Origin of the sequence: Streptomyces sp. NBC_01669, assembly GCF_026339735.1 — a bacterium.
Lineage (GTDB): Bacteria > Actinomycetota > Actinomycetes > Streptomycetales > Streptomycetaceae > Streptomyces > Streptomyces yanii.
In genome coordinates this window covers 838468-861513 of the sequence record NZ_JAPEQG010000002.1, presented here as the reverse complement: position 1 = coordinate 861513, position 23046 = coordinate 838468, and the positions used below count along the sequence as shown (strand labels likewise).

The 23046-nt window shown below is 67.6% G+C and carries 22 protein-coding genes and 6 pseudogenes; 11 read left to right on the top strand and 17 right to left on the bottom strand.

Annotation, left to right across the window (positions count from 1 at the left end; translation table 11 throughout):
* Positions 1 to 27: 27 nt before the first annotated feature.
* The 7 genes and pseudogenes from OG972_RS44940 to OG972_RS44910 form a co-directional block, all read right to left on the bottom strand.
* Positions 28 to 126 (bottom strand): annotated as a pseudogene (locus OG972_RS44940) (pRL2-8); the annotation flags it as partial.
* Positions 126 to 524, bottom strand: coding sequence for a hypothetical protein (locus OG972_RS44935; RefSeq protein ID WP_266992369.1), 399 nt, complete (start codon positions 522 to 524; stop codon positions 126 to 128). The pseudogene OG972_RS44940 and the gene OG972_RS44935, both read right to left, overlap by 1 nt.
* A 365-nt stretch (positions 525 to 889) precedes the next feature.
* A pseudogene (locus OG972_RS44930) lies at positions 890 to 1273 on the bottom strand (hypothetical protein); the annotation flags it as partial.
* A gap of 39 nt (positions 1274 to 1312) precedes the next feature.
* Entirely contained in the window at positions 1313 to 1504 is a 192-nt protein-coding gene (locus OG972_RS44925; protein WP_266992367.1) for a hypothetical protein, read from the bottom strand.
* Positions 1501 to 1962, bottom strand: a complete 462-nt coding sequence (locus OG972_RS44920; protein ID WP_266992365.1) for a hypothetical protein — start codon at positions 1960 to 1962, stop codon at positions 1501 to 1503. Before OG972_RS44920 ends, OG972_RS44925 begins: the two co-directional genes overlap by 4 nt.
* Entirely contained in the window at positions 1959 to 2483 is a 525-nt protein-coding gene (locus tag OG972_RS44915; RefSeq protein ID WP_266992363.1) for a hypothetical protein, read from the bottom strand. The genes OG972_RS44920 and OG972_RS44915 overlap by 4 nt, the downstream gene beginning before the upstream one ends.
* 19 nt (positions 2484 to 2502) lie before the next feature.
* Positions 2503 to 2655: a hypothetical protein gene (locus OG972_RS44910; RefSeq protein ID WP_266992361.1), complete on the bottom strand. Its 153-nt coding sequence runs from the start codon at positions 2653 to 2655 to the stop codon at positions 2503 to 2505.
* Positions 2656 to 2749: 94 nt separating this feature from the next.
* Here OG972_RS44910 and OG972_RS44905 point away from each other — a divergent pair, with 94 nt between their 5' ends.
* The 3 genes from OG972_RS44905 (at position 2750) to OG972_RS44895 (ending at position 5314) form a co-directional block, all read left to right on the top strand.
* Positions 2750 to 2920, top strand: a complete 171-nt coding sequence (locus OG972_RS44905) for a hypothetical protein (RefSeq protein ID WP_266992359.1) — start codon at positions 2750 to 2752, stop codon at positions 2918 to 2920.
* 304 nt (positions 2921 to 3224) lie between these two features.
* Positions 3225 to 4295 carry a pentapeptide repeat-containing protein gene (locus OG972_RS44900; RefSeq protein WP_266993008.1) on the top strand — a complete coding sequence of 357 codons (1071 nt, stop codon included), beginning with the start codon at positions 3225 to 3227 and terminating at the stop codon, positions 4293 to 4295.
* Between the two features lie 806 nt (positions 4296 to 5101).
* Entirely contained in the window at positions 5102 to 5314 is a 213-nt protein-coding gene (locus OG972_RS44895; protein WP_266992357.1) for a hypothetical protein, read from the top strand.
* Between the two features lie 687 nt (positions 5315 to 6001).
* On the opposite strand, the gene OG972_RS44890 is transcribed toward OG972_RS44895, so the two are convergent.
* The 7 genes from OG972_RS44890 to OG972_RS44860 all read right to left on the bottom strand — a co-directional run bounded on the left by OG972_RS44890 (position 6002) and on the right by OG972_RS44860 (position 13360).
* Complete coding sequence (locus OG972_RS44890; protein ID WP_266992355.1) at positions 6002 to 7057, bottom strand: zeta toxin family protein; 1056 nt, start codon at positions 7055 to 7057, stop codon at positions 6002 to 6004.
* A complete protein-coding gene (locus OG972_RS44885) occupies positions 7054 to 7362 on the bottom strand; it encodes a hypothetical protein (protein ID WP_266992353.1) in 309 nt (102 codons plus the stop codon). Before OG972_RS44885 ends, OG972_RS44890 begins: the two co-directional genes overlap by 4 nt.
* A 129-nt stretch (positions 7363 to 7491) precedes the next feature.
* On the bottom strand, positions 7492 to 8580 hold the full coding sequence (locus tag OG972_RS44880; RefSeq protein WP_266992351.1) for a tyrosine-type recombinase/integrase: 1089 nt from the start codon (positions 8578 to 8580) through the stop codon (positions 7492 to 7494).
* Positions 8577 to 9419: a hypothetical protein gene (locus tag OG972_RS44875; RefSeq protein ID WP_266992349.1), complete on the bottom strand. Its 843-nt coding sequence runs from the start codon at positions 9417 to 9419 to the stop codon at positions 8577 to 8579. Before OG972_RS44875 ends, OG972_RS44880 begins: the two co-directional genes overlap by 4 nt.
* A 332-nt stretch (positions 9420 to 9751) precedes the next feature.
* Positions 9752 to 10543 carry a hypothetical protein gene (locus OG972_RS44870; protein ID WP_266992347.1) on the bottom strand — a complete coding sequence of 264 codons (792 nt, stop codon included), beginning with the start codon at positions 10541 to 10543 and terminating at the stop codon, positions 9752 to 9754.
* A gap of 221 nt (positions 10544 to 10764) precedes the next feature.
* The gene (locus tag OG972_RS44865) at positions 10765 to 12357 is read right to left on the bottom strand and encodes an IS1182 family transposase (protein ID WP_266982217.1); all 1593 of its coding nucleotides are present in this window, start codon (positions 12355 to 12357) and stop codon (positions 10765 to 10767) included.
* A gap of 88 nt (positions 12358 to 12445) precedes the next feature.
* Positions 12446 to 13360 carry an IS982 family transposase gene (locus OG972_RS44860; RefSeq protein WP_266991712.1) on the bottom strand — a complete coding sequence of 305 codons (915 nt, stop codon included), beginning with the start codon at positions 13358 to 13360 and terminating at the stop codon, positions 12446 to 12448.
* 158 nt (positions 13361 to 13518) lie between these two features.
* On the opposite strand from OG972_RS44860, the gene OG972_RS44855 reads away from it, so the two are divergent.
* Positions 13519 to 13815: a DUF6225 family protein gene (locus OG972_RS44855; protein ID WP_266992055.1), complete on the top strand. Its 297-nt coding sequence runs from the start codon at positions 13519 to 13521 to the stop codon at positions 13813 to 13815.
* Between the two features lie 73 nt (positions 13816 to 13888).
* Here the strand turns inward: OG972_RS44855 and OG972_RS44850 are convergent.
* Positions 13889 to 14053: pseudogene (locus tag OG972_RS44850) on the bottom strand (transposase); the annotation flags it as partial.
* Positions 14054 to 14102: 49 nt separating this feature from the next.
* On the opposite strand from OG972_RS44850, the pseudogene OG972_RS44845 reads away from it, so the two are divergent.
* The 5 genes and pseudogenes from OG972_RS44845 to OG972_RS44825 all read left to right on the top strand — a co-directional run.
* Positions 14103 to 14405, top strand: a pseudogene (locus tag OG972_RS44845) (ATP-binding protein); the annotation flags it as partial.
* 78 nt (positions 14406 to 14483) lie between these two features.
* Complete coding sequence (locus OG972_RS44840; protein WP_266992345.1) at positions 14484 to 14906, top strand: hypothetical protein; 423 nt, start codon at positions 14484 to 14486, stop codon at positions 14904 to 14906.
* Positions 14907 to 15208: 302 nt separating this feature from the next.
* Complete coding sequence (locus OG972_RS44835) at positions 15209 to 16558, top strand: IS630 family transposase (protein WP_266992343.1); 1350 nt, start codon at positions 15209 to 15211, stop codon at positions 16556 to 16558.
* A gap of 154 nt (positions 16559 to 16712) precedes the next feature.
* A complete protein-coding gene (locus tag OG972_RS44830) occupies positions 16713 to 17564 on the top strand; it encodes a hypothetical protein (protein ID WP_266992341.1) in 852 nt (283 codons plus the stop codon).
* A gap of 260 nt (positions 17565 to 17824) precedes the next feature.
* Positions 17825 to 18835: a recombinase family protein gene (locus OG972_RS44825; RefSeq protein WP_266992339.1), complete on the top strand. Its 1011-nt coding sequence runs from the start codon at positions 17825 to 17827 to the stop codon at positions 18833 to 18835.
* A gap of 186 nt (positions 18836 to 19021) precedes the next feature.
* Here OG972_RS44825 and OG972_RS44820 read toward each other — a convergent pair.
* Positions 19022 to 19651, bottom strand: a pseudogene (locus OG972_RS44820) (DNA polymerase III subunit alpha); the annotation flags it as partial.
* Positions 19652 to 20481: 830 nt separating this feature from the next.
* On the opposite strand from OG972_RS44820, the pseudogene OG972_RS44815 reads away from it, so the two are divergent.
* Positions 20482 to 20641: pseudogene (locus tag OG972_RS44815) on the top strand (DUF2252 domain-containing protein); the annotation flags it as partial.
* Positions 20642 to 20793: 152 nt separating this feature from the next.
* Positions 20794 to 21240: a hypothetical protein gene (locus OG972_RS44810; protein WP_266992337.1), complete on the top strand. Its 447-nt coding sequence runs from the start codon at positions 20794 to 20796 to the stop codon at positions 21238 to 21240.
* 183 nt (positions 21241 to 21423) lie between these two features.
* On the opposite strand, the gene OG972_RS44805 is transcribed toward OG972_RS44810, so the two are convergent.
* On the bottom strand, positions 21424 to 22635 hold the full coding sequence (locus tag OG972_RS44805; protein ID WP_266992335.1) for an IS4 family transposase: 1212 nt from the start codon (positions 22633 to 22635) through the stop codon (positions 21424 to 21426).
* Positions 22636 to 23046: the final 411 nt, after the last annotated feature.

Here is a 23046-nt window from a genome sequence, read left to right as displayed (position 1 = left end):
CACTCAAGATCGATAGGACAACGGCTTCTCACGCGGACCGAGGTGCGCGTGGGCCTCACGGGAGGCGTAGGCGTGGAACCAACACTGGCGGCACTCGCCTCGCGGCGGGTTCGTGGCGGTGGTCATCAGCGGGTCTCCTCGTCCTCCGCGTCGGAGAGCCGCTGGAGCACCACCCGGACCGTGACGTCCTTGTCGAGCTTGACCGCGTCGAGCAGCGACTGGCCCAGCATCTGGTACCCGACCGAGACGCCCGCGTGGTAGCGGCAGGGGTCGTCTTCGGCCTCCAGGCAGGCGGAGCAGTCCTCCATGTCTGCGTCGTACGGCTCCACCTCCACCCGCTGCTCGGAGCTGGAGGAGGGCAGCGCGAGCGCGGCCTCGGGGCGGCCGACGCCGAGCACGCGCAGCGGCCAGTCCGAGGGCAGCTCCCGCACCTGCATGGCGAGCGCGGCCGCCATCCCGGGCTGGTGCTCGATGAGCCGCTTCCACAGGTCGTCCGCGGCCCGGACGGGATCGTGCAGCGTCACAGCGCCAACTCCTTCTGCGGGGTGATGAACAGGCCGTTCGTGCGCGTCTCCATGCGGTCGACGTACTCCTCCAGGTCGAGGTCCGCGTCCGTGCGGAGATCCTCGGCCGGGCGGGTCCAGTCGGTCAGGTCGGCCACCTCGCGGGCGGCGCGGAGCGCGTCGTCCTGGGAGGGGAACGCGGCCAGCGCCTTGCCGGAGTGGTGGCCGAGCCGCCACGGGTTGGCGACGCCGTCGCCCTCCTCGCAGTGCTCCACCGGCAGTTCGTAGACATGCAGGCCGGGCACCGGCTCCACGGCCGGCAGCGCGACCGTCCCGCCGGACCCGGTGAGCGACATCGCGTACGAGGCGACCGGCAGCGGGGCGGGGTCCGGGTCCACCTCGGGGTGCGTGAAGCGAACCGGCTTGCCCAGGGTGCGGGCGTAGCGGATCTCGGAGCGGGTGGAGTCCCCGATGTAGTCGCCGACGACCAGGACCTCGTCAGCGAGGCGGAGCTTCGCGCGGTGCAGCTCGTCCAGCTCGTCCTTGAGACGTTCGGCCCGGGCGGGGTCCGCCCACAGCGGGTGGGGTTCCTTGAGGTTGCAGCCGGGCTTGACGACGATCCGCCCGGCGGCGGTCTCGTGCCGGTCCGCCTCGGCCATCTGCGCCATGAAGCGGGTGGACCCGCAGATGGCGACGACGACCGGGAGTCCGAGGTCCCGCTTCGCGGTGACGAGACGTTGCTCAGGGGTGCGTAACTGCTGGTTGGACATGGAGAGTTCTCCCTACTGGTTTGTGGTGTCAGGGGTCGGTCAGAACCGGCTGTGCATCCAGGCCGGGAAGCGGCCCGCGCAGTGGGAGCAGGCGAGGCGCCCCAGCACGCGGCGCCACCCGGCGGCGGCCGCGCGGACGAAGTTGATGTCCGTCATCCCGCAGAGGGTGCACGCGGGCTCCGAGACGGTCTCGCTGACGGTGCCGCTCTCCGTGATGGCGGGCGACGTCATGACGTTCCCTCTCCCTCGGTAACGGCGGCGGTGTCGGCGGTGCGCAGCTTCAACGGCGGGGTGGTGGGCTTCTTGTTCGCGCCGTCGCAGGCCCGCCCGAGGGAATCCCGGTGCATGGGCAGACGCCCGTTCTTCAGCGGCTGGAAGACGGAGTTCAGACGTCCGCTGGTGCACTTCTCGCGGGCCGGGCAGATCACCCAACCGACAGCCCATTCCTGGTCGATGAACCCGGTCTCCATCTCGGCACGCTGCCGTGCGATCTTGGCGTAGCCGGGGTCCGGCGGCGGCAGCGGCGGGTAGCTCGTCACGGGGGTGCCGAAGCGGGCGAGGCGCTCGGTCAGCCGGTCGACCTCGGAGAGCGCGGTGTGCAGGTGAGCCGCCCAGCTTCCCGGGGCCGGGTCGGGGTCCGTCGCGGCCGCCGACCGGGCGGCCTCTAACGGGGGGAGAGGAGTGGTCACGTCGCTTCCTCCTCGAACAGGTCGAGGTGCGAGGTGGCGGCGGTCTTACCTGGGCCGCCGGGGGCCAACCCTGCGGCTTCGGCCGCCTGCTTGGCGGTCGTGATCCGGACGAGGGCCTGCCGAAAGATGGGGACGTTGTCGCTGGTCATCACGTAGGCCTCGACCTTCTGCCAGGACGGGTGGTCGGGGTCGTCCACTTTCTCGATGGGCGCCGGGGTGCCCTCGGGCCACCAGCCCTCGCGCACCCCGCGCGGCACCGCGCGGGACAGGGCGACGGTGGGGCCGTTGAGCTTGCCGACCTGTGCACGCAGCGTCTCCGCCTCGGCGCGGCCGTCACCGTCGACCACGAGCTGAGCGAACGTGCGGGCGCCGGCGGGGAGCGAGCGGAGATAGCGTTCGGCGCGCTCGACCGTCCACCCGGTTTCGACGGTGTTGATGGTGAGGTTCGCGCCTTGCTGCGCGGCGAGGGTGAGCACCTTCTCGGCGAAATCCTCGCTCGCGCCTTCGATCGTGATCTTCATGAGGGGGCCTTACCTCGGCTCAGGTGTGGCGGATGGTCTGCTCGGAGGCGATCTGCATGTTCTCGGAGACGAACCGCTGGTGGTCTTCGGGCGTGCATTCCGTGCGCTCGCAGGTGATCGCCTCGCGGATCACTGCCGCCGCAAGCTCTACCGCTTCTCGTGCATCGGCCATGTCGATCCTTCCGTCGGATACTTGCCCGGTTCTCCGGGTTCTACATGGCGAGTGTGGCCCGTCGGCCCCCTCTCCGTCTAGGCCCCGGAGATTCTTGGCGGATTTCTGCACTCACATCAGCGCCGCCACGATCCGCGCCGACGTCTCCAAGGGCCGCTGGCCTGCCCCCGACGACACCAACGGCCCCGCGAACCGCTGGTACGGCAGCAACACCATCACCGCCGCCCTGACAGGACGCTGCGGCTACCGACGCGCCACGCCGTAACCACGTTTGGTTCTGTAGGCGAGAGTGGGCAACGTTTATCGACGGTTTCGGGCAGCACTTAGCGATCACAGGGCTCCCAAATGTCGATGAGAACTGGCAACGCCCTGCGTCGCCCTGTGATTGCCCGTCGGGCCAGTGGCAGTTGAGCGCCGCGGCTCGAAGTCGTGCACTTGATCGTTTTTTGAGCGGCGCCTAGGCTCCCATGCTCATGGAGATGGGGGAGCCGGGCCGCGGTCGCAGGCCGTGGCGTGACCGGCTGGTCAGGCATCGTGCGATCGCGGCCCTGCTGGCCGGGACAGCGGGGCTGGCCCTTCTCGGCACGGTGCTTGTCGTCCTGCCGGGTGTGGTGGTCGACCACGATCTCGCCGGGGCGAGCGTCGCTGCGCAGGACCGGCTCAAAGCGGTGAACGACGTCCGTACGACACTTCTGCAGGCCGTGGGCGGCATGGTCGTGCTGTTCGGCGCGTACGCCACATGGCGGCAACTGCGCGTCAGCCAGGACGGCTTGCGCGCCACCCAGGAAGGCTATGTCACCGACCGGTTCAGCACGGCCGTCGATCAGCTCGGCAGTGACAAGCTGGAAACGCGCATCGGCGGGCTCCACGCGCTGTGGCGGATCGCGGAGCACTCCGCCCGCGACCGTGAGGCCGTCATCTCCATTCAGGCCGCTTACCTGCGGACACACCTGCCGTGGCCGCCCGCCGGACCGTCAGCTCCAGCGGCGGACGTGCCTATCAACGACGTTGTGCCGCTGGAGGTCCGTGCCGCCGACGCCCAGGTGGCGCTGACTGGGCTCGGCGTGTTGTTGCTGCAACCCCGGGAGCAATCCTGGGTCAACCTCAGCGTCACGGACCTGCGCCGGGCCGACTGCGACGGGCTGTGGCTGCATGAGGTCAACCTCGACCGGTCCTGTATGGAGGCGGCGGGCCTGTACCACGCCAACCTGACGCAGGCGTCTCTCGTCTCGGTCAACCTGCGTCACGCCGACCTCAAGACCGCGATCCTGCGCCGGGCCCGCTGCGTTCTGGCTGACCTGCGGGGCGCCCGGCTGGTCGAAACCGACTTGCGTGACGCGGACTTCACCGAGGCCGACCTGCGCGAGGCGAACCTGCGCAAGGCCGACGCAGGCGGCACTGTCTTCCGCAGCGCTGACCTGCGCCTGGCCGACTTGCGTGGCTCCGACCTGAGCACGGCCGACCTTCTCCAGGCACGTCTGACCGGCGCGCTGGCCAGCGAGCACACTCGCTGGCCAGCCGGTTTCGACCACGCGGCCGCCGGCGTCGTTGTTACCGAGGATCCCGGCCCCGAACCTCCGCCACTGCTCCAGCCCTCAGGGATAACGACGCAGCACCCGCCCCTGCGGTCCATGCCGTGACCGAGGGGCCCGCTGCACGGGGGAAGACCTGGCCGACTAACTCCTCCTCTGTAGGGTCCGTGGTCAGCTCGTGGCACCCTCATCCCGCAGAGCACCCCCAGGCTCCCACCGCAAGGCCCCGGGTGTTGCCAGAACTCAGCAACATTGCCCTCCGGGAGAACCGGGCGTTCCCCGCTCTGAGCGACAAGTGGTGTCAGCTCCCACGTACAAAACCACACGTTCTGGAACCAAAAACAACCCCTTTCGGGGCGTGGAAGCACACGAATTTCCAGTAGGCTGAAAGCGCAAGGCGAAGCAACTTTGCCTGGCGCAGCAAAACAGCGAAGGACCCAGCTCCTGCCAGAGCCAAGCCCTCCGCCGCAGTTCACGAGCCCGGTCGCGTAACAGGAGACCGGGCTCGCTGCACGTGCAGCTGCCGATCCCGACCGTCTCGTGTGTGGGCGCCCCAGGTGCTGAGCGAACTACCCCACCAGCGCGATGATGATCGCCACCAGAATGCCCGCGGCGCCAAGCCATACCTGCGCCTTTTCGGCACCGGTCCAGGCCCTACGGGGCTTCTCCAGATCTGAACTCATCACATCGCCTCCCATCATCCTCCAGACCGGCGCCAAGCACGCCGGAGCTCGCGAACTCGACGCACTCAGCGTGTAGTTCAGGGAGGAATCCGTTCAGCGATGACGATCCTACCGGTGACACCGGACACGAGAGGGACCCCCACACTTGGTATCGAACAGTCATGCGAGTGTGGGTCTTGATGACGTCCGCACTCGCTGCTCCACACGCAGGGGCCCACCGTCATTGATGCCGTGATCGCCGAACACTTCGCACGCGAGACCACGGCCTTCGAGCCCCGCCGGCTCTACACCGCCCGCGAAATCGCCGAGCTGGCCGGCATCAGCGCCGGAACGATCCGCGCAGACACCTCCAAGTGGCTTCGTTCATCTCAAGGAACAGCGATTCTCGCCCGGTTCCGGAGTCAGTTGTCGATCTGCCAGCTCGTGAATGTCGACGAGAAATGACGGCACTGTCGAGTCCGCGAACGCGGGACGGCCCACTACCCGTCAGGGCAGTGGGCCGTCGAAGCAGGTAGCGGCAGGTGTGAGACATATGCGGCCGATGTGGTGCTACTTAAGGATCTGCAGACTCCATGTGTCCGCCTCGGGACTGCGCCGGTAGAAGACGTTCGGCTGAACCGGGTCGCAGGTCGCCAGCAGAATGTCTCCCTGGCCGAGCACAACCGTCCGCTCGGCTCGTGTGGAACGTCGCCTGCTGGTTCGAAGAACCTCGAGCCGTAGTGAGTGCCGGCCTGGAAGAAGAGGGACGAAGCGAACCGTTCTGATGGTGCTCCGATCCACGCTGCAGAACTGGCGCTCGCCTTCCGTGACGGACACCAGGCACCACTTGGGTGACATGCTGCGGGGAGGGTCGCGCAGGTCCACCTGGATCAGCAGGCCGGTCCGGCCTCGCCGGCGGGCCCTGCGGATGAGGTAGCGAGAGCGCCACTTCAGCCGGCCGTCGAAGACACTGTCCACCTGCACCGCAACGTCTCCCACGCTTCCCCCGTCTGCTAGCCGGTCAAGTCACCGACCGTCAGGTTGGCACGGACGCGCTGGAACCAGAAGTGCCCCGAGAGGCGCCGGGAGCGGGCCGTCTGTCGCGGCGGCAGAGGGTCCATGGAGCCCCACAGCCGCGACGAGACAGGCGAGCTACAGGGTTCGCCCGCGGCCTGCTTCCGGCCCCTCGGGCCGGTACTGCGGGCTGGATCGGCCCCCGGCGGTTCCCGGGCCCGCCGCGGGGCCGGACTGGCCCGGCTTCTTGGAGACGGTGGTGCTGCGCGAGCGCGCGGCCGATGTCGACGGCCGGGTCGGCGCGAGGCGCCGGGCGTCGACCGGCTGGAGCAGGGGAGCCGCTTCGCGCTCGATCCTGGCGAGACGATCGGGCCATTCGGAGGTGAGCCCGCGCGCGGCTTCCCGGAGACGGAGCTGTGTGGTGACGAAGCCCGTGCTCTCGGCCTCGGTCCAGGGGCGGCTGCGCTCCTCTTCCAGCGCCTGACGCAGGGCCGGTGGGCTCGTCCAGCTTCCGGAAGCGTTCACGGTGTTGCTGTAGCGGGGCTTGCTCTCGCCGCGGCGGTAGATGCTGGCCAGGTCCACCAGGGCTCGGCTGTCGACGCGGTCGGCGAGTTCGAGGATGCCCCGGTAGGACTCGTCGGCGTTGGTCTGGACGGTGAGCCGTCCCTGGCCGCGGTCGGCGAGCTGCTCGAAGTAGCGATTGATGATGCCCTGGTTGCTCATCGCCTGGGGCACGCCCATGAAAAGCCCCTCGATGCGGGCTCCGGCCTGCCGGTAGTCGCGCATCTTGTCTTCGACGGCCTGCGCGTTCTGCGAGGTCTCTTGGATGATCGCGTGGAGACCGTGAGCGCGGACGTACTCCTCGGCCTGGGCCATCCACGCGCGGCCGTCGGCGCGGGTGTAGGCGGCCATGAGGGTGTCGTCCTGGGCCATCAGGGCATCGTAGGCCGGGTGGTAGGGCTTGTAGAGGTCGCTGTCGACGTCGACGAAGCCGCCGTGCTGGTTGAGGATGTTGGCGACCAGCTCGGTGACGCGGCTCTTGCCGGCGCCGGGCTGTCCGATGAGGAACACCACGGTGGGCGTCTCATGCGGTGTGCGTCCTTGCAGGAGGTCGGGGACGATCTGCTCACTGAAGATCCGCTGATTCTCCGCCTCTGGTAAGCGGTAGCGCTCCACCTCATTCGGGTCGATCACGCGATGCCTTCCCGGATCTGGCGTGCGAGCTGGGCGTAGTGCTGACGCGCGGCCGCGATCTGCTCACGGTCACTGGAGCGCAGGGCCTCGCGCTCGCGGGCGAGCCGGGTCTGCGCTGCGCGTGCGTCCTCGATGACGGCCGGGTCCGGCTCCGGTTTGGCCTCTTCGGCGGCGATGAGGGCGCTGTAGGCGCCGACGGTCCCGTTGACGGCCTCGATTGCGGCCTCGTAGGCGGCGGTCTCCTCGTTGGACCACTCGTGCGGTTCCAGCTGGTGGGTGATGGAGATTCCATTTGATCCGGACATGCGACTTTCCTTCCAGACGGCGTTGATCATTCTTGTTCGCGGTGGCCGACGGGCGGAGTTGATTTTCCGTTACGCCGGGACGGGCGGAAGGACGAGCGCAGAACCGCCCGCCTGGAGACTCCGGCCGACTCAGTCGACGCTGTGCGCCAGGGCGCCGGCGACGTCGGCGGCGAGGCTGTAGCCGGGACTGTCGTCCAGCAGCTCCTTCCGTCGGTTGTAGCGCTGGGTGGTGCGGGAGTCGTTGTGGTCGGCCCAGCGCTGCACCTTGTCCGGGCGGGCATCCTTCTTCGCCAGGGCGTGCGTGATGGCGTCAACCTTGGTGCCGTGCGGGCCGCGCAGCGGGAGGCCTGCACGCTTGGCGAGGGACTGGAGCAGGCGCCAGACGGCCGGTTCGTCGAGCTGACCGCCACCGGCTGTCTGGAACAGCCAGCCTTCGGTCCGGCCGTCGAGGTAGTCCTGGAGCGCGTCCCACGCCACGGGCGGGATCGGCTTCTTCTTGCGGCCACCGCCCTTGACCTTCTCCAGGTGCAGAACGCGGTGTCCCTTGTCGTAACCGAGGTCTTCGACGCGGGCGTTGAGCAGGGAGTCGATGCGCAGACAGCAGGTGTAGAGCACGAGCAGCAGGGCGTAGGCGCGTGTGCGGTACGCGGCGACGCGATGGTGGTCCCGGGCGACGGCCAGCAGTCGTGCGAACTCGGCCTCGGTGTAGCCGGGGGTGGGTGAGTAGTCGGGGTCGATGTACGGGCGCTGCACTGCGTCGAAGGGGTTCTTCACCCCGTCGTCGCTGACGACGTCCAGGTACGCGAAGAACGAGCTGGCCGACGACAGGGCGTTCGCGCGGGAGGCGTCCGAGTACGGCATGCCGGTGCGGGCCATCTCGCCGCGTGCCCCGCCCTTGACCCGCTGCCAGGTGGGCGCGGTCTCCAGGTGGAGGCGGAAGGTGTCGGCGAGCGGGAAGGTCACGGCCATCGGGTGGACGCCGTGCTCCCGGGCGAACTCCTCGAAGATGCGGAAGCCGCGGCCGTAGGTCTTCTGCGTGTTGACGCTGCGCTGGTGGGCGATCCAGGCTGCGGCGAGGGTGGGCAGCACGTCGTCCTCGCCGTACAGCGCCACCAGGTGGTCGTAGAGCCGGCGGGCGTGCTCGGGCCACAGCGCGCGGGGGTCTCGGTGGCCTGTCGCCGGAGCCCCGGCCCCAGGCCGCAGGACGGGGGCGGTCACCGGTCCTTCACCTCGACGTACACGGCCCGGCAGTTGAAGCACAGGGCCACGTCCTCGACCGGGGAGGCGACTGTATTGACCGGCCACAGCAAGGACCCGGCTCCCTCCGTGCAGTCGCAGTCGTCCACGTACCAGTCGACATGCTCCGGGTCGCCCAGGACCTCCCAGCCCCACCGCAGGGCTGCCTCCTGGGAAGCGGCGAACTTCTGCAGGCAGAACAGGCAGATCGGCCATTCCGGCCACTCGCCCACCACCAGGGCCAATTGGCGGCAGCCGGGGCAGATCACCGTGTAGTCGGCGTGCTCCGTCAGCTGGCCGGAGATCTGTTTCATACGGTCCGCCACCAGGGCGTTGATGGCGCCGAGACGGCCGCGCACCTCCTCCATGACCCAGTCGACGTAGGCGGCCTCCGTGGCCTGGGGCGGGCGCAGGTGCTCGCTGACGAAGGTGAGCAGCAGGCCCAGCACGCGCGCGGCTTGCGCCTCCACCTGGTAGGCCGAGGCCGAGTGCCCGTAGTGGGTCAGGGCGTTGCGGGTCTTGGCAAGGCTGCTGATCGCCGTGCGCTCCCTCTGCGTGAGGCTGATCCGGGCGATCTTCTCCAGCCGGTCGAGGGTCGTGGTGAGCGAGCAGCTATCGAAGTCGCCGGCGGTGAACTTCTGCCAGCTGGCGGCTCCGGGCTCTGTGAAGACCAGGCTCCAGTGTTCGTGCGTGAGGCGGGCCTTGAGCAGGACCTCGGTCGCGGCCTGCAGGTGCAGCACGGCGTACTTGAGCGCGCGGTCATCCGGCTCGGTCCCCTCCGGCCCGGCGAGGTGCTGGACGGCGCTGCGGAGGTAGTCCATCCCGTTGCGGACCGGGGTGAAGTCGACGTCGGGCCGGGGCGGGCCCAGCGAGGCGGGCGGCCGGGACGGTGTCGGAAAGGCGTGCGTCGGACTCGGGCACCCGGGTCTCCTTCAGGAAGGGGCGGGCCGCGGACCGCGGCAAGGACATCCGGGGCGTGTCGTTCCAAATCCCCCGGATTCTGGATATCCTGACAACCGCTCAGGCAACCCACAGGATAACCGTAATTATCCTGTGGGTTGCTTCGGATCGTCCGGACGAATGAATCCGGGGCCGGAGTGTCAGGGAAAACCTGACACAGCTGGGGCGCCCGAGAAGAGGCAGAGGCCAGGGCCTAGTCGCCGGTGAGGGAGCGTCGGGGCGTGGCGGTGACGACGCGGACCCAGCTCCCGGCGAGGTCGACGGCTGCGGCTTCGCGGGTGGGGCAGCGGTGGCCGGGGCTGAGGGAGTCTGAGAGCATGCCGACCCATCCGTTGTGCCCGGAGCGGGAGGTGCCGCCGTAGGACGGCTCCACGTAGCCGAGGACGGTGTCACTGCTGCGGAGGACCCAGCGTCCGCTTCCCTTGTCCTGTTTGAGCTGGGCCGCGTCGACGACGGCCATGGCGGCTTTCTCGGAGAGTTTCGGTGGTCGGGCCGGGGCGCGCGCGGGCTTCGCCTTCTTCGGTTCGTCACGTGAGGGTTGAGCGGGTGAGGGGGCGTCTGCGGTCGTACTGGTGCTGACCGGCTGCTCGTCCAGGTTGACGACGGTCACGCTCGGGGCGGGAGTGCTGTCCGGGCGACCGTGCACCGCCTGGGCGGCAGGGGCGGCCTGTCGGGCGCGGGCGGCCAGTACGACCGGGATGCGGGCCACCACGCCCATGTCGAAGTCGTCGGCAGGCTGCCCGGCGGTCAGGGCGCCGGCGAGCCTGCGGGCAGCGAGCGCCAGTTGGTCGGCAAGCTGGAGTGAGGGCGTGCTGTCGTACTCCCGCAGCAGCTCGGGTTCGTCGGCCGCGGCGGTCCGATGCCCGGAGTGCTGTTGTTGCCGGGCCCGGTATGCCTTGGCCTGGCAGGCGCGGGAGCAGTACCGGCGGGCACGGGGGCCACGCTGGGCGGGCAGGTCCTGGTGGCAGACCGGGCACGTCGCCATGAGGCCTCCAATCGTCACGTGATGATTGATGCTGTCACCGTACCGGCGCGCGACCCAATCGTCACGTGATGATTGGGTCGCGCGGGTGTTGATGGGGTGGGACCGGAATACGAGCGGAACGTGCCACGGCCGCACGATGGCTGCCTCGCGGGGTTACTAGAAGACTGCTGAAAATCTTGTTGAGGGGCTGTTCGGCCGTAGGCCGGGCGGCCCCTTCTTCGTCATGGGGTGGCCGGGGCGAGGTGCCAGGTGGTGTTGGTGCGGGTGAGTCCGAGGTTGATCAGTCGGCGGAGGTTGAGGGCGGCGGCGCGGTGGTGGAGTGCGATGTTGTTGGCGATGACGCCTCGGTAGCGGACTCTGCGGTTGCCGTGGGCGACGAGCCAGGCGATGGCGCGTTCGACCGGGGGCCGCCATCGGCGGTATTCGTCCTGCCAGGCGGTGTCGGTGGCGGCCTGGACGCGGGCTGCGGTCAGCAGTTCGTGCTGAGGGTGGACGTTGATAACCCGTCCGGTCTTGGAGGTTGTGCAGCGTTCCCGCAGTGGGCAGCCGGTGCACAGCCGTTTGAACTGGGCGGTGCGGCCCCCGTCGGCCTTGGTGCAGCCCAGGTTCGCGGTCTGTCCGGCCGGGCAGGTCACGGTGGCGGCGTCGGTGTCGACGTGGAAGTCGTCGATGGTGAAGCCTCCTGGGACGGCCTGCCGCAACGGCGGCGGCTTGACCACCAGGACGTGGCCCTGGGCGGTCAGTTGTTCACGCAGGTCGCCGGTGCCGTAGGCGGAATCGCCGAGCACGGTCAGCGTCTCGCCCTCGCTGTGGTCTTTGTCGGCCAGCAGGTCCAGCGCGACGGCGGCCTCGTGGTTGTCCGGCCCGTAGCCGCTGGTTAACGCGACGGCAGTGAACAGTCCGGCCTCTGGCTCGAAGGACACGTGTCCTTTGAAGCCCTCCTGGTGGCGGGTTCGGTTCTTGTGGATGTGCCGGGCATCGGGGTCGACGGTGGACACCGTCCGGTCGGGCACGGTGCGCCTGGCGATACGCCAGCGTCCGTCGCGGCCGTCGGAGTCCTCGGCCGGCTCCACGTCCTGGCCTGCGACGAGAGCGAGAAGGCCCACCGCGTTCGCGGCCCGCTCGCCCAGCTCACGCTCGGGCAGACGGCCGAGCATGTTGAGCGCGTCGGTCACCAGGGCGTCGACCAGCGCCTCGCGGGCGGCTTCGTCATTCCAGGCGATCCTGGGTTTGCCGGGGTCGGTGTAGTCGTGAGCAGTACACCACCGGCCGGCGACCTCGCCGGCGCCGGGGACCTCACGGATCACGCGGCGGATCGCGGCCACGATCTGGGTGACGGTGTCCTGAGTGGCCACCGCATCGTCCAGGACGGTGGAGTCCAGCGCCCGGCGCTGCTTTCCTCTGAGGACACCGGTGGCAGTCACCACCTCTTTGACCTTGGTGAAAATCCGCGTCGGGTCGGCCGAGCGGGCGAGCCGGCGCCGGAAATAGGTCAGCAGCGAGGGATCGAAGGCGGTGTCGTACAGGCCCAGCCCGCAGGCGGCCTTCCAGCGCAGGTCACATCGCAGTTCCTGGACTGTCTCGAAGTCCGACAGCCCCTGCAGGCTCTGCAGTACCACCGTCGCGGCCAGCACCTGCGGCGGCAACGACGGCCGTCCGTTGGCCGACGGATACATGTCCGCGAAGAACTCCGGCGGGAACAGCACCTCACGATGCTCGGCCAGGAAAGCGAACACACTCCCTGCCGGGATCAACTCCCGGCAGGTCTCCCACACATCCGGCCCGACCATCTCCCCGGCCCATTCCCCCTGCATGCTCACAAGACTGGCCCCGGACCTGCCGGTCCGGGGCCAGAACGCAAAAGATTTTCAGCAGTCTTCTAGATGATCGATTCCAAGGGCTTTAGTGGTCGTATGCGGTCAGTGCGCGCATGACCGGCTGGCCTGTGTGGTCGTTGTGCCAGATGGCGGCCGTGAGCGCGAGTATGCGCTGCAGGACGCGGACCGCCACGCCTGCGGGTGTGCGACCGCGGTGGCGTTCGAGGTCGAGTTGCCCCTTGAAGGTCTCGTTGATCGACTCGATGACTTGCCGCAGCGGCTTGAACAGCTGCGATCCGGCCCGCTCGCCTTCGCCCTTGCGGGCTGGCCGCAGCAGCCGGATGTCCAGCTCGGCCAGCTGCTGCTCGAACTCGCGGCCGAAGTAGTTCTTGTCGCCGATCAGTGTCTGGCCGGGACGCTCGTCGATGAGCTGCGGCTCGACGGTGAGCAGGTCCAGCAGGGTCTCGCGTTCGTCGGCCTTGGCGCCGGTCAGGGCGAAGGCGACGGGCAGGCCGCGCAGGGTGCACACCAGGTGCAGCCGTAGTCCCCAAAAGAACCGGCTGTGGCTGGCGCAGTAGCCGTACTGGGCCCATCCGGCCAGGTCGGAGCGTTTGACGGTCTCGCGGGAGCGTCCGCACTCGACGGGCGTGGAGTCCACCACCCACACATCGTCGGTCCACAACGTGGTGTCGACCGCCAGCGCGCGGGTGACGTACCGGATGAGCTCGGCGGCCTTGCGCAGCCGCTTGTTGTAGCCGGGCTGCTGGGGCAGGTAGGGGAACAGGTGCCGCAGGTGGGCGCGGGCGTGCCGCAGCCACCGGGCCTCGGAGGTGAAGCCGAGCATGGCCTGCATCATCGCCAAAGTCACCAGCTCGGCATCGCTGAGCTGCGGCGCAATGCCCACGGCCGGCCGCCACGGGGCAAACTGCGGCGAATCCTTCAACAGGTCGTCGGTCTTCACATAGAGTGCGGTCGCGAGGGAGTCCAACTCTGTCTTCACACACTGACGTTGGACTCCCTCCTTCTATGCGCGCAGGCGATCCCTTGGAATCGATCATCTAGTGCCGCATCAGGCAACGTTCGCCCTGTTTACGCGGCGGCTGGGCGCAAGGTGATCAACGTGGTTGATCAAAGACGCTTGCTTCTATCCTGTGCGGCATGGCTGATGACGTGGGGGTAGAGCGCTACCGGCATGAGACCGTGGAGCTGACAGTGGGGGAACTACGCGAAGCTCTCAACGGATTGCCGGCCGAGACTCCGGTGCGGATCGACGTGCCGCTGCGTCCCAGGTCAGGTGAGATGCGCGACTCGGTCGACTCGGGTGGCAGCCACTTTGTGGTAAGCGGAGTTGTACTTCATGACGCGGAGTACCTCAGGCAGGACGAAGTCGTGCTGCAAGCGGACTTCTCCTCGGAGTGGTACGTCCGCCCGGTCGAGCCGAGTGCCGAGGAGTGACCTCGCCCCGCACACAATGGCAGCTCAGGCGACGTTTGCCCGGGCGACCACCTCGCGTAGACGCTCGTCCCGCGCCCTTGGTGACCTTGGTCCGCAGGCGTACGGTCGCGAACGTCGACTCGATGGGGTTCGTGGTCCGCAGGTGGATCCAGTGCTCGGCGGGGAAGTCGAAGAACGCCAGCAGCTCGTCCTCGTCGTCCGTGATCCGCTTGACGACCTTGGGGTACTTCGCCCCGTAGGCCCGCGCGAAGTCGCGGACGGCTTTGACCGCGTGCTCCAAGCTGACCAAGACCATCGCCCGTTACGGCCGCGTCGATCTCCTCTGCATCGACGAGCTCGGCTACATGGAACTCGACCGCCGCGGCGCCGAACTCCTCTTCCAGGTTTTGACCGAGCGGGAGGAAAAGAACAGTGTGGCGATCGCCTCGAACGAATCCTTCTCTGGCTGGACAAAGACGTTCACCGACCCCCGCCTTTGCGCGGCCATCGTCGACCGCCTCACCTTCGGCGGCAACATCATCGAGACCGGCACCGACTCATACCGCCTCGCCACCACCCGCGCCCGCGCCGAGCAGCAGCCGACCAGCTGAGCCCATCCCGAAGACTTGATCTCTGCCGCCAGCGAGATCTAGGGTCGGGCGACCCGACGTCTTCCCCTGGAAGTGTTCATGCCTCGCCGGTCACCGGGCGAGATCAGAGCGCAGCTGCTGCCGCGCCACACGCACCACCGGCGGACACCCGTGATCCACGGGCTGTCCGCCTCGGCCAACAGGCAGATCGCCGTATTCGAGCGCTGCCACGGTCTTCCCGCGGGCGAGGTCGCACACGCGTTTCGCCGGTGGAGTGACGTTGCCCGACGGCCACGCGAGAACGCGGATCGGTTCTACGAATGCGATGACATCGACCTCCGCAACGGCATCTACCACGTCCGCACCCTGCTGGAGATCACGCTCCATGCGCTGAGGACCAAGGCACGACGTGAACTTGCCGCAGCCATCGGCCCCGCAGACGACAGCAACCTCCGGCGCACACTCAACAATCCCTTCGCAGCCACAGGTCTGCCATGGTGGATGCGTCGAATCGATGTCTGACCGCCCAGCCGTTTCTACTTCTGGCCGACATTCCCGAGCCTCTCAGGCCAGAACCGCTGCCAGCACTCACCGACATTCGTTCCTACGTCTCACCTACGTAGCCAGTTGGGCGTACAACGGCCTCGGGGGACATCGGTTCATGGTCGGCTAGCACACTGGCTGGGCGCTCCCTCTCGTCCAGGGCAACGCCGACTTCCTCCGCGCCGCCGAGCTGGACCGCTCGACCGGACTTCCCGGCCGGAACTCCGTACCTCTAGTGTGATGCGCCAGAAATTACGGCTGTAAGTCTGTAGGCTGTTTTCATGTCGCATCGGGGTCCACGTGCTGTCGAGGTCGTGCTGTCCGAGGAGGAGCGCGCCGAGTTGTCGCGTTGGGCGGGTGGTGGGGCGGGATCTCGTCCGGCCGAGCGCGCGCGGATCGTCCTGTCGTGTGCGGATGGTGCGTCAAGTGCCCAGGTGGCGGCCGACTTGGGCGTGAACGTCGCGACGGTGCGCAAGTGGCGCTCCCGGTTCGCGGCTCACCGGCTGGCGGGCCTGGCCGACGAGCCACGGCCGGGCCGGCGCAAGCCGGACCTGGTCCTCACCGAGGCCGAGCATGCACAGTTGACGCGCTGGGCGCGGCGGGCGAAGACCGCGCAGTTCCTGGCGCTGCGCGCGAAGATCGTGCTGCGCTGCGCGGAGGGCGGGACGAACAAGCAGGTCGCCACCGAACTCGGCATCGCGCAGGCGACGGTCAACCGCTGGCGGTCGCGGTTCATCGCGGGTCGTCTGGACGGGCTCGCGGACGAGCCGCGCCCGGGCCGGCCGCCCTCGATCCTGCTTGACCGGGTCGAGGACGTGATCGTCGCGACGCTGGAGTCCACTCCGGGCGAGGACACCCACTGGTCGCGCGCCTCGATGGCGAAGCGCACCGGATTGTCGAAGTCCACCATCGGGCGGATCTGGAAGAAGTTCGACCTCAAGCCGCACCTGCAGGATGCTTTCAAGCTGTCCACCGACCCGCAGTTCGTCGATAAGGTCGTCGACGTCGTCGGCCTCTACCACAACCCGCCCGAGAAGGCGGTGGTGCTGTGTGTCGATGAGAAGAGCCAAATCCAGGCGCTGGACCGGTCCCAGCCAGTGCTGCCGATGATGCCGGGCATGCCCGAGCGCCGCACCCACGACTACCTGCGCCACGGCATCACCAGCCTGTTCGCCGCGTTCAACATCGCCGACGGCACCGTCATATCGGAACTGCATCGCCGCCACCGCGCCATCGAGTTCAAGAAGTTCCTGATCCAGATCGACAAGGCCGTGCCCACCGGACTCGACGTCCACCTGGTCTGTGACAATTACGCCACCCACAACACCGCCGAGATCAAGACGTGGCTGCGTAAACACCCCCGCTTTCACGTCCACTTCACCCCGACCGGCTCTTCCTGGATGAACCAAGTCGAGCGGTGGTTCGGCCTGCTGACCGACAAACTCATCCGCCGCGGCGTCCACACTTCCGTGAAAGCCCTGGAGAAGGACATCACCGCCTGGATCGACACCTGGAACGAGAACCCGAAGCCGTTCACCTGGACCAAGACCGCCGACGAGATCCTCAAGTCCCTCGCCGACTACCTCACCAAAATCAGCCCACCCAGCACCAAAAATCAGCAGCAGACTTAAGACTGGCTTTTCTGGCGCATCACACTAGCTCAACCCAAGCGGCCTCAGGGCTGAGAAGGGGTGCGACCGAGATACGCGCTCCGCATCTCGCGCCCGAATACCTCGGATATGGCATATTTTCCGAAGCGGTTTCATGGCCGGTACGCTCCCCGTCATGACCATCACGCCCCGGCCCCGCTTCTCCGTCCGACTCGGAATCGCCGAGGCCATTGAGGAAACGCCGCACCTCGGCGTCCCCGCACACCTTCGTGCGCCGCTTCGCCAGTGGGTCCGCAGGTGCTTCACCAGTGAAATCGACAGCAACGCCGTCCTCATCGGTCTGCACTTGCGGATAGTCCCGCCCAAGCAGGCAACCCCACTCGCCGCGCTTATCTCCCAAGACGGCTGGGCTCTGCTCGATGTCATCGACACTGTCCTCGGCTTCTCGGACGAAGAGGACAACTGGTTCGGCAACGAGGACTGGGAGACCCTGGAAGACCTGCTCGACGCCGGCGGATCGGCGTACCGGGTCAACCAGGGTGGGGACGGCCTGGAGGAACGCATCACCCCGGCGGTGCGCGACGCCGTGAGCCAGGCCGTCGCCGACGCAGAAGCCGAACCCAGCGCCGGGTCGGCGGCCGAGCACCTGGCCTCCGCTTGGCGGGCTGCGTACGGACTGCATCCCGATCCGGTGCGGGCCTACAGCGAGGCGATCAAGGCAGTCGAATGCGCGGCGCACTCGGTCGTCCAGCCGAACCACGCCAGGGCCACACTCGGCACGATGCTCGGGGAGTTCAAGGGCAACGCCCGGGCCAAGTTCACGACCGCGCTCTCCACGCAGTCCTCGAACGATGCGATCGCCCCGGCGGAAGCCATGATGCGCGTTCTATGGGACGGGCAGACCTCACGGCATGGCAAGCAGACCCCGACCGTGCCAGAGACTTTGGAGGCCGCGCGGGCCGGTATCCACCTCGCCGCCACCCTCGTGCAGTGGTTCTCGTCCGGCGTCGTCATCCGTACTCCCTGATCCGAAGCCAGGATGCATGCGCTTCTTGAACACACCGGCAGCCGGATGACGGCGTTCCATCATCCGGCTGTCCTCGGCGTTGGGGACCAGCGGGGCAGCGGATAGCGGTAGCGGTGATTCCGATTCGCACGTCGCAGAAACGTTCATCTGTGAGAGTTCTGCGACAGGCCCCGGAATGATCACATTTCCGCAGGTCGCCGTTCGCAGAAGTCCTCTCGAAACCGGCGTGTTGTGCGAGGCACTTCTGAGAGGCTGCCGTCATGGATCTCACGCCCGATCAGGCCGCATTGGCGGTAGAACGCCACAACTGCCCGAACTGTGACGCGCCCGCTGGCAGCGCCTGCCGCACCCGAGGCGGGAAGACCGCCGCGAAGTACCACACCCCGCGCTTCGTCCTCGTCCCCGCGCTCCGCGAGGAACTGGAGATCCCCGTCCCCGCCGACCGGCTCCCCGGCCGCGCGTGGAAGCAGGGCCCGGCGCTTGCCGTTGTGCCCGTACCCCGCACCGAGCGACCGGTCCGCATCGGGTACGCCCGGACGTCGACCGCCCGGCAGGAGCTGGCGAGCCAGCTCGAAGCCCTCCACCGCGCCGAGTGCCACAAGGTCTTTAAGGAGCAGATCAGCACCCGCGTCAAGGTCCGGCCGGAACTGGAGAAGGCGCTCGGGCTGGCCCACCAGTTCAAGGAGGCCGCCCCCGAGACACCCGTCATCCTCACGGTGCACGAGCTCAAGCGTCTGGCCAGGAACGCGGCCGAGCTGATGACGCTGTCCGCCGAGCTCCAGGCCGGCGGCATCCAGCTCGAACTCCTCACCGGCCCTCTGACCGGGATCTACGACCCCAACGGCATGGGCGCAATGTTCTTCGCCGTGCTCGCCGTAGCCGGACAGATCGAGCGAAACTACATCCGGGAGAAGACCCTCGAAGGCCAGGTCATCGCCGCGTCCAAGGGCAACCACGGCGGACGCCCGAAGGTCATCGACGACGACATGCTGATCTTCGCCGTCGCGCTGAAGGACAAGGGAGTCCCTGTCCCCGAGATCGCGAAGAAGCTCACCATCAAGGTCGGGAAGAACGCGGGTAAGTCGCCCTCGGTCGCCTCGCTCTACCGGGCGCTCGCCGAAGCCGAAGCCACCGCAGTGGACGACGGCCTGCGGCTGCGGCCCAAGCCCGTCCGCATCCGCCGGCCCGGGGAACCGCTCACCACCGAGGAGATCGACCTGCGCGAACGACTCCAGGCCCAATCCAACCCGAACGCCGAGACCAGCAGCTGATAGCCGTGATCAAGTCCTTAGCGCCAACGGCTGTACCGCTGGTCCCCACGGTCGGTGGCAGACCGGGCACGTCGCCATGGGGCCTCCAATCGTCACGTGATGATTGATGCTGTCACCGTACCGGCGCGCGACCCAATCGTCACGTGATGATCGGGCCGCGCGGGCCCCACCGGTCCTGAGATGCCAGCCGCTGTTCTTGGCCCACATGATGAAGTCGGCGACGACGAGGAAGTACCCCGGGAACCCCATCTGGATGATGACGTCCATCTCGTACTCGGCCTGCTTCTGCCGGTCCTCGGGGACGCCGCCCGGGAAGCGCCGGTTCATGCCGACCCGGACCTCCTCCTGGAACCAGGTGACCTCGGTGAAGCCGTCCGGGATCTCGAACTTCGGCATCAGGTCGCGCTTCTCGAACATCCCGCTGGTGTCGATCTGCTCGGCGACCAGCAGGGTGTTGGCGCACCCCTGCTGCCAGGCGTCGGAGGAGTCGACGGCGTACATCTCGTCCGTCGTCTTGAGGTAGTAGCCCGTGCCGTCGAACCGGAAACGGTCGGGGTCGGAGAGGTTCTTGCCGGTCTGGATACAGAGCAGCGCGTCGTGTGCGGTGGCCTCGCTGGCGTACGTGTAGTGCGAGTCGTTCGTCACGAGCGGCGGGATGTTGAGCTTCTTGCCGATTTCGAGGAGTCCGTCACGGACCCGGCGCTCGATCTCGATGCCGTGGTCCATCAGCTCCAGGAAGTACTTGCCCTCGCCGAAGATGTCCTTGTAGTCGGAGGCCGCCTGGACCGCCTCGTCGAACTGACCGAGCCGCAGCCGAGCATGTCGATCTTGATTTCGGCCTGCATCTGCTTCGGATCGCGAGCTTGTCCTTCTCGTTCCCGAAGTAGGTGAAGACGTAGGGGGACGCGACGAAGGGCCCGTCGGGAAGACGGGCCCTTCTGCGTTAAGGCCGAGGAAGATGGGAACTTCATGCGGTTGATGACGTCCGCCACCAGGTTCGTGGATGGGGTTATTGCTTCAGGTACATGTACATCCCCACCCACACCGCGGCCGCGAGGCCGAGTGCCGGCACCGCGCTCGGATGGACGTAACCGATGTAGCAGGCGAAGGCTGCGACCAGCGCAGATAGAATGCCACCATGCTTGTCACTGGGCACTGACTACTCCAGATTTTGGGCGCACGGAACCACGGGCCGAGCGCATCGAATGGAAACCAGACCCTGCGGATCAGAGCCGTAAGGGCGCTGGCGTCAGACCAGTGAGATAACTTCGTAGAGCGTCACGACTCTCCGTTCTGTCACAGGGGGCGGGGATCAGCAGGACGCGAAACGTGAGAGAGATCCGCGGTGAAGGCCAGCCCGCCAAAGCAACGGCCTTGCAGTGGGTCTCTCTTCGTTCTTTCGTGCCCGCATTACTCTACGGACCAGGGCGGACAACCGAGGGGCACTCCCGGGTACCGTCGCGCGTTGAGGGGACGGAGACGCCCGTACGAAATGCCCGCTTAGTACGGTCAATGACATGGCGACGCGGTTGTCTAGATCGCCGTCGGGGTTGGGATCGATCTCGAACTTCGGCATCAGGAGCTTGGCGCCCCTGGCGCCCTTGATGGCCAAGTCGTCTTGCGCCAACGACCAAATCTCCGAGCTCACGCGCTACAAGGTGCTCGCCACGTTCGACAGCTGTTTGGAGAACGCTGTCGCGAGCCAGCTTGGGTGGCCCGACTCGTACCGGGTCAAGGACGTCGTCGGCCGCCGCGGCATCGAAGTGGCCGTACAACATCCTCCTGGAGGGCAACAACGCCGCCTTGTTGGGCTAGGCCGTGTCTGACAAATGATCATCTGGCTGGCTCGCGGAGCCGCGTTGTCCGCAGCCTGAAGGCCCAGCAGGTCGCTCGCTGCGGCCAGGCCGGCCGCTCCCCAGCTTTGGGAATCGGGTTTCGGTTGCTGGCAGGATGGCCGGATGGACGACGACACCGCCCCAACCCGGGTCGACGAGGTCAGCCTTCGTGCGGTCTGTCCGCCGGCGGTGAGCGAGGCGCTCAAGCGGCTCGCCGCGGCCACCCGCCAGGACACCGCAGAGTTCGAGCAGGCGCTGTTTGGCCTGGCGCTGCTGTGCGCGGAGGCACCTGTTGAGGCCCTGGAACTACTTGTCGCGGCTACTGCGGCACAGGATGCGATGTTGCGGCGCGCAGGGATCGAGGGCCTCGGCATCTTCGGCCCCGACGCCGTGGCGCACGCGCCGATCATCGCCGCCGCGCTCTCCGACCCGGATCCCGATGTGCGGGCGGCAGCGCAAGTTTGTCTCAAAGCCGTACTCAGGCGGAACGAGCCCGACGAAGAACTCCGCGCTGCCGTTCGCCGAGCCTCGGCAGCCGGGAGAGGCTTAGCCTCAATACCGTTCAGTTAGTGGACTCGGATGGTGATGTGGGGGCTGTGTTTGGGCTGGGGCCAGTGTGCGTGGTGGGAGCGTTTCGCGGCCCATTTCAGGACCTTGCGTTTGACGACTCGCGGGTGTGAGCGTTTTCGGCGGGGTGGGTTGAGGTGTTGGGTGAGCCATCGGATGGCGTGACACCATGCCGCGTCGGCCGTGTCAGTGCCCGGAGGGGGAAAATGCGCCCTGCGCGACTGAACGGCGGGCGATGCGGAGGGCCTTGACGAAGGAGACTCTGTCGGGATCCTGGCCGGTGTGCGCGGCGGTGTCGGCCATCAGGGTGCGGATGGCGTAGTGGCAGCACAGGTGTCCCCAGATTTCTTGCTGGACAAGGTCGGGGGCTTTCGAGCGCAGTACCGCGCGGGGCCCGCGTTGATGGGTCTTCAGTTCGTCGAAGGTTGTCTCGATCTCCCATCGTTGGGCATAGACGGCTGCGAGGTCCTCGGCGCCGACGTCGGCCGGGTCGAGGATCGTGGTCAGCAGCCGGTATTCCTCGGGGTTGTCCCGGCCGTCATCGACCGTGTAGTCGATCACTCTGACTGTGAGCGGCTGCGTCGTGGCCCGGTTCGTGCCCGACGTCGGGACGATCCGGGCCAGCCAGGACCCATCGGCCAGTGTTTCCAGATGCCGGGGCCGCAGGTTCGTTTTCACTCGCCAGAGAAGATCCGCGCCCGTGGCGGCGGCCTGCTGCCACAGACGGAACCCGTAGAAGCCCCGGTCGGCCAGGACCAGTTGGCCCAGCTCCAGCCGACCGACGAGCTGCCGGGACAACTCGATCTCCGACACGCTGCACGGGCCGGTGACAGCGTCGAAGACGGCATGGGTGCCGCATTCCGCCAATGCCACCAGGCGGGCCTGCGGAAACGCGGACTGCTCCCCCCGGCCGGAAGCGGGCCGCCCGAAGAATTCTGCGTTGGCTGCCGTGTCTGCCACGTCCAGGCACGTCCCGTCGATCGCCACCAGACGACGCCCGGCCAGCCACGACCCCGGCGTGTCCGGCCCCGCCAGCGGACGCGCGACCCGCGCGAAGAGATCCCGCACCGGCTCGAACCCCAGGCGAGCCCTGGCCTGGAAGATCGCCGACTTCGAGGGCGGCGTGAACGACTCCGACCACCCCGACGCCCACGACAGCCCATCCGTGAGCTGCGCGAACACATCCTCGTAGGAGCCATCCGAATACAGCGCCATCCCCATCGAGAAGTACGCCATCACCCGCGCGGGCAAGGACCGGTGACGCCGCTCAGTACGCCCCGCCTCCTCGATCACCGCGTCAACCACATCTGCGGGAAACACCCGCGTCAGCAACCCCACAGACACCAAATCCGACAACCGGACATCAGAAGACGGCTTCACCCAACCAGAACGCGGCATCCCCCAACAATAACCCAGAAGCACTTAACTGAACGGTATTGAGGCTAAGGGGGTTCAGCCGAGATACGCGTCAACGGGGCAATGAGTGGATCTTGAATCGGCTTAGCGCATGGTCAGCACGGTGGCGCCGCAGTAAATGCGTACACCTCGCCCCGGCGGCCGGAACGGCCCGCCGCAGGTCGCGGTGATCACGGCCGGGGCTCCGTCGCAGTAAATCCGGTATTTACTGTGACGGTTCGACTTCCAAGATCACCCCGTTGCCCCTTTGACGCATATCTCGGCTGGGCCCCGGAAGTAGTCGGCGCCCGCCGGCGCCCGCAGCCCGGGTGATGAGGCCTGCTGCGGTGGTGCGCCGGGGGGCGCGTCACTACATAGACGGAGCGGGGCGCCCAGGCGTTACACGGGTGTGAG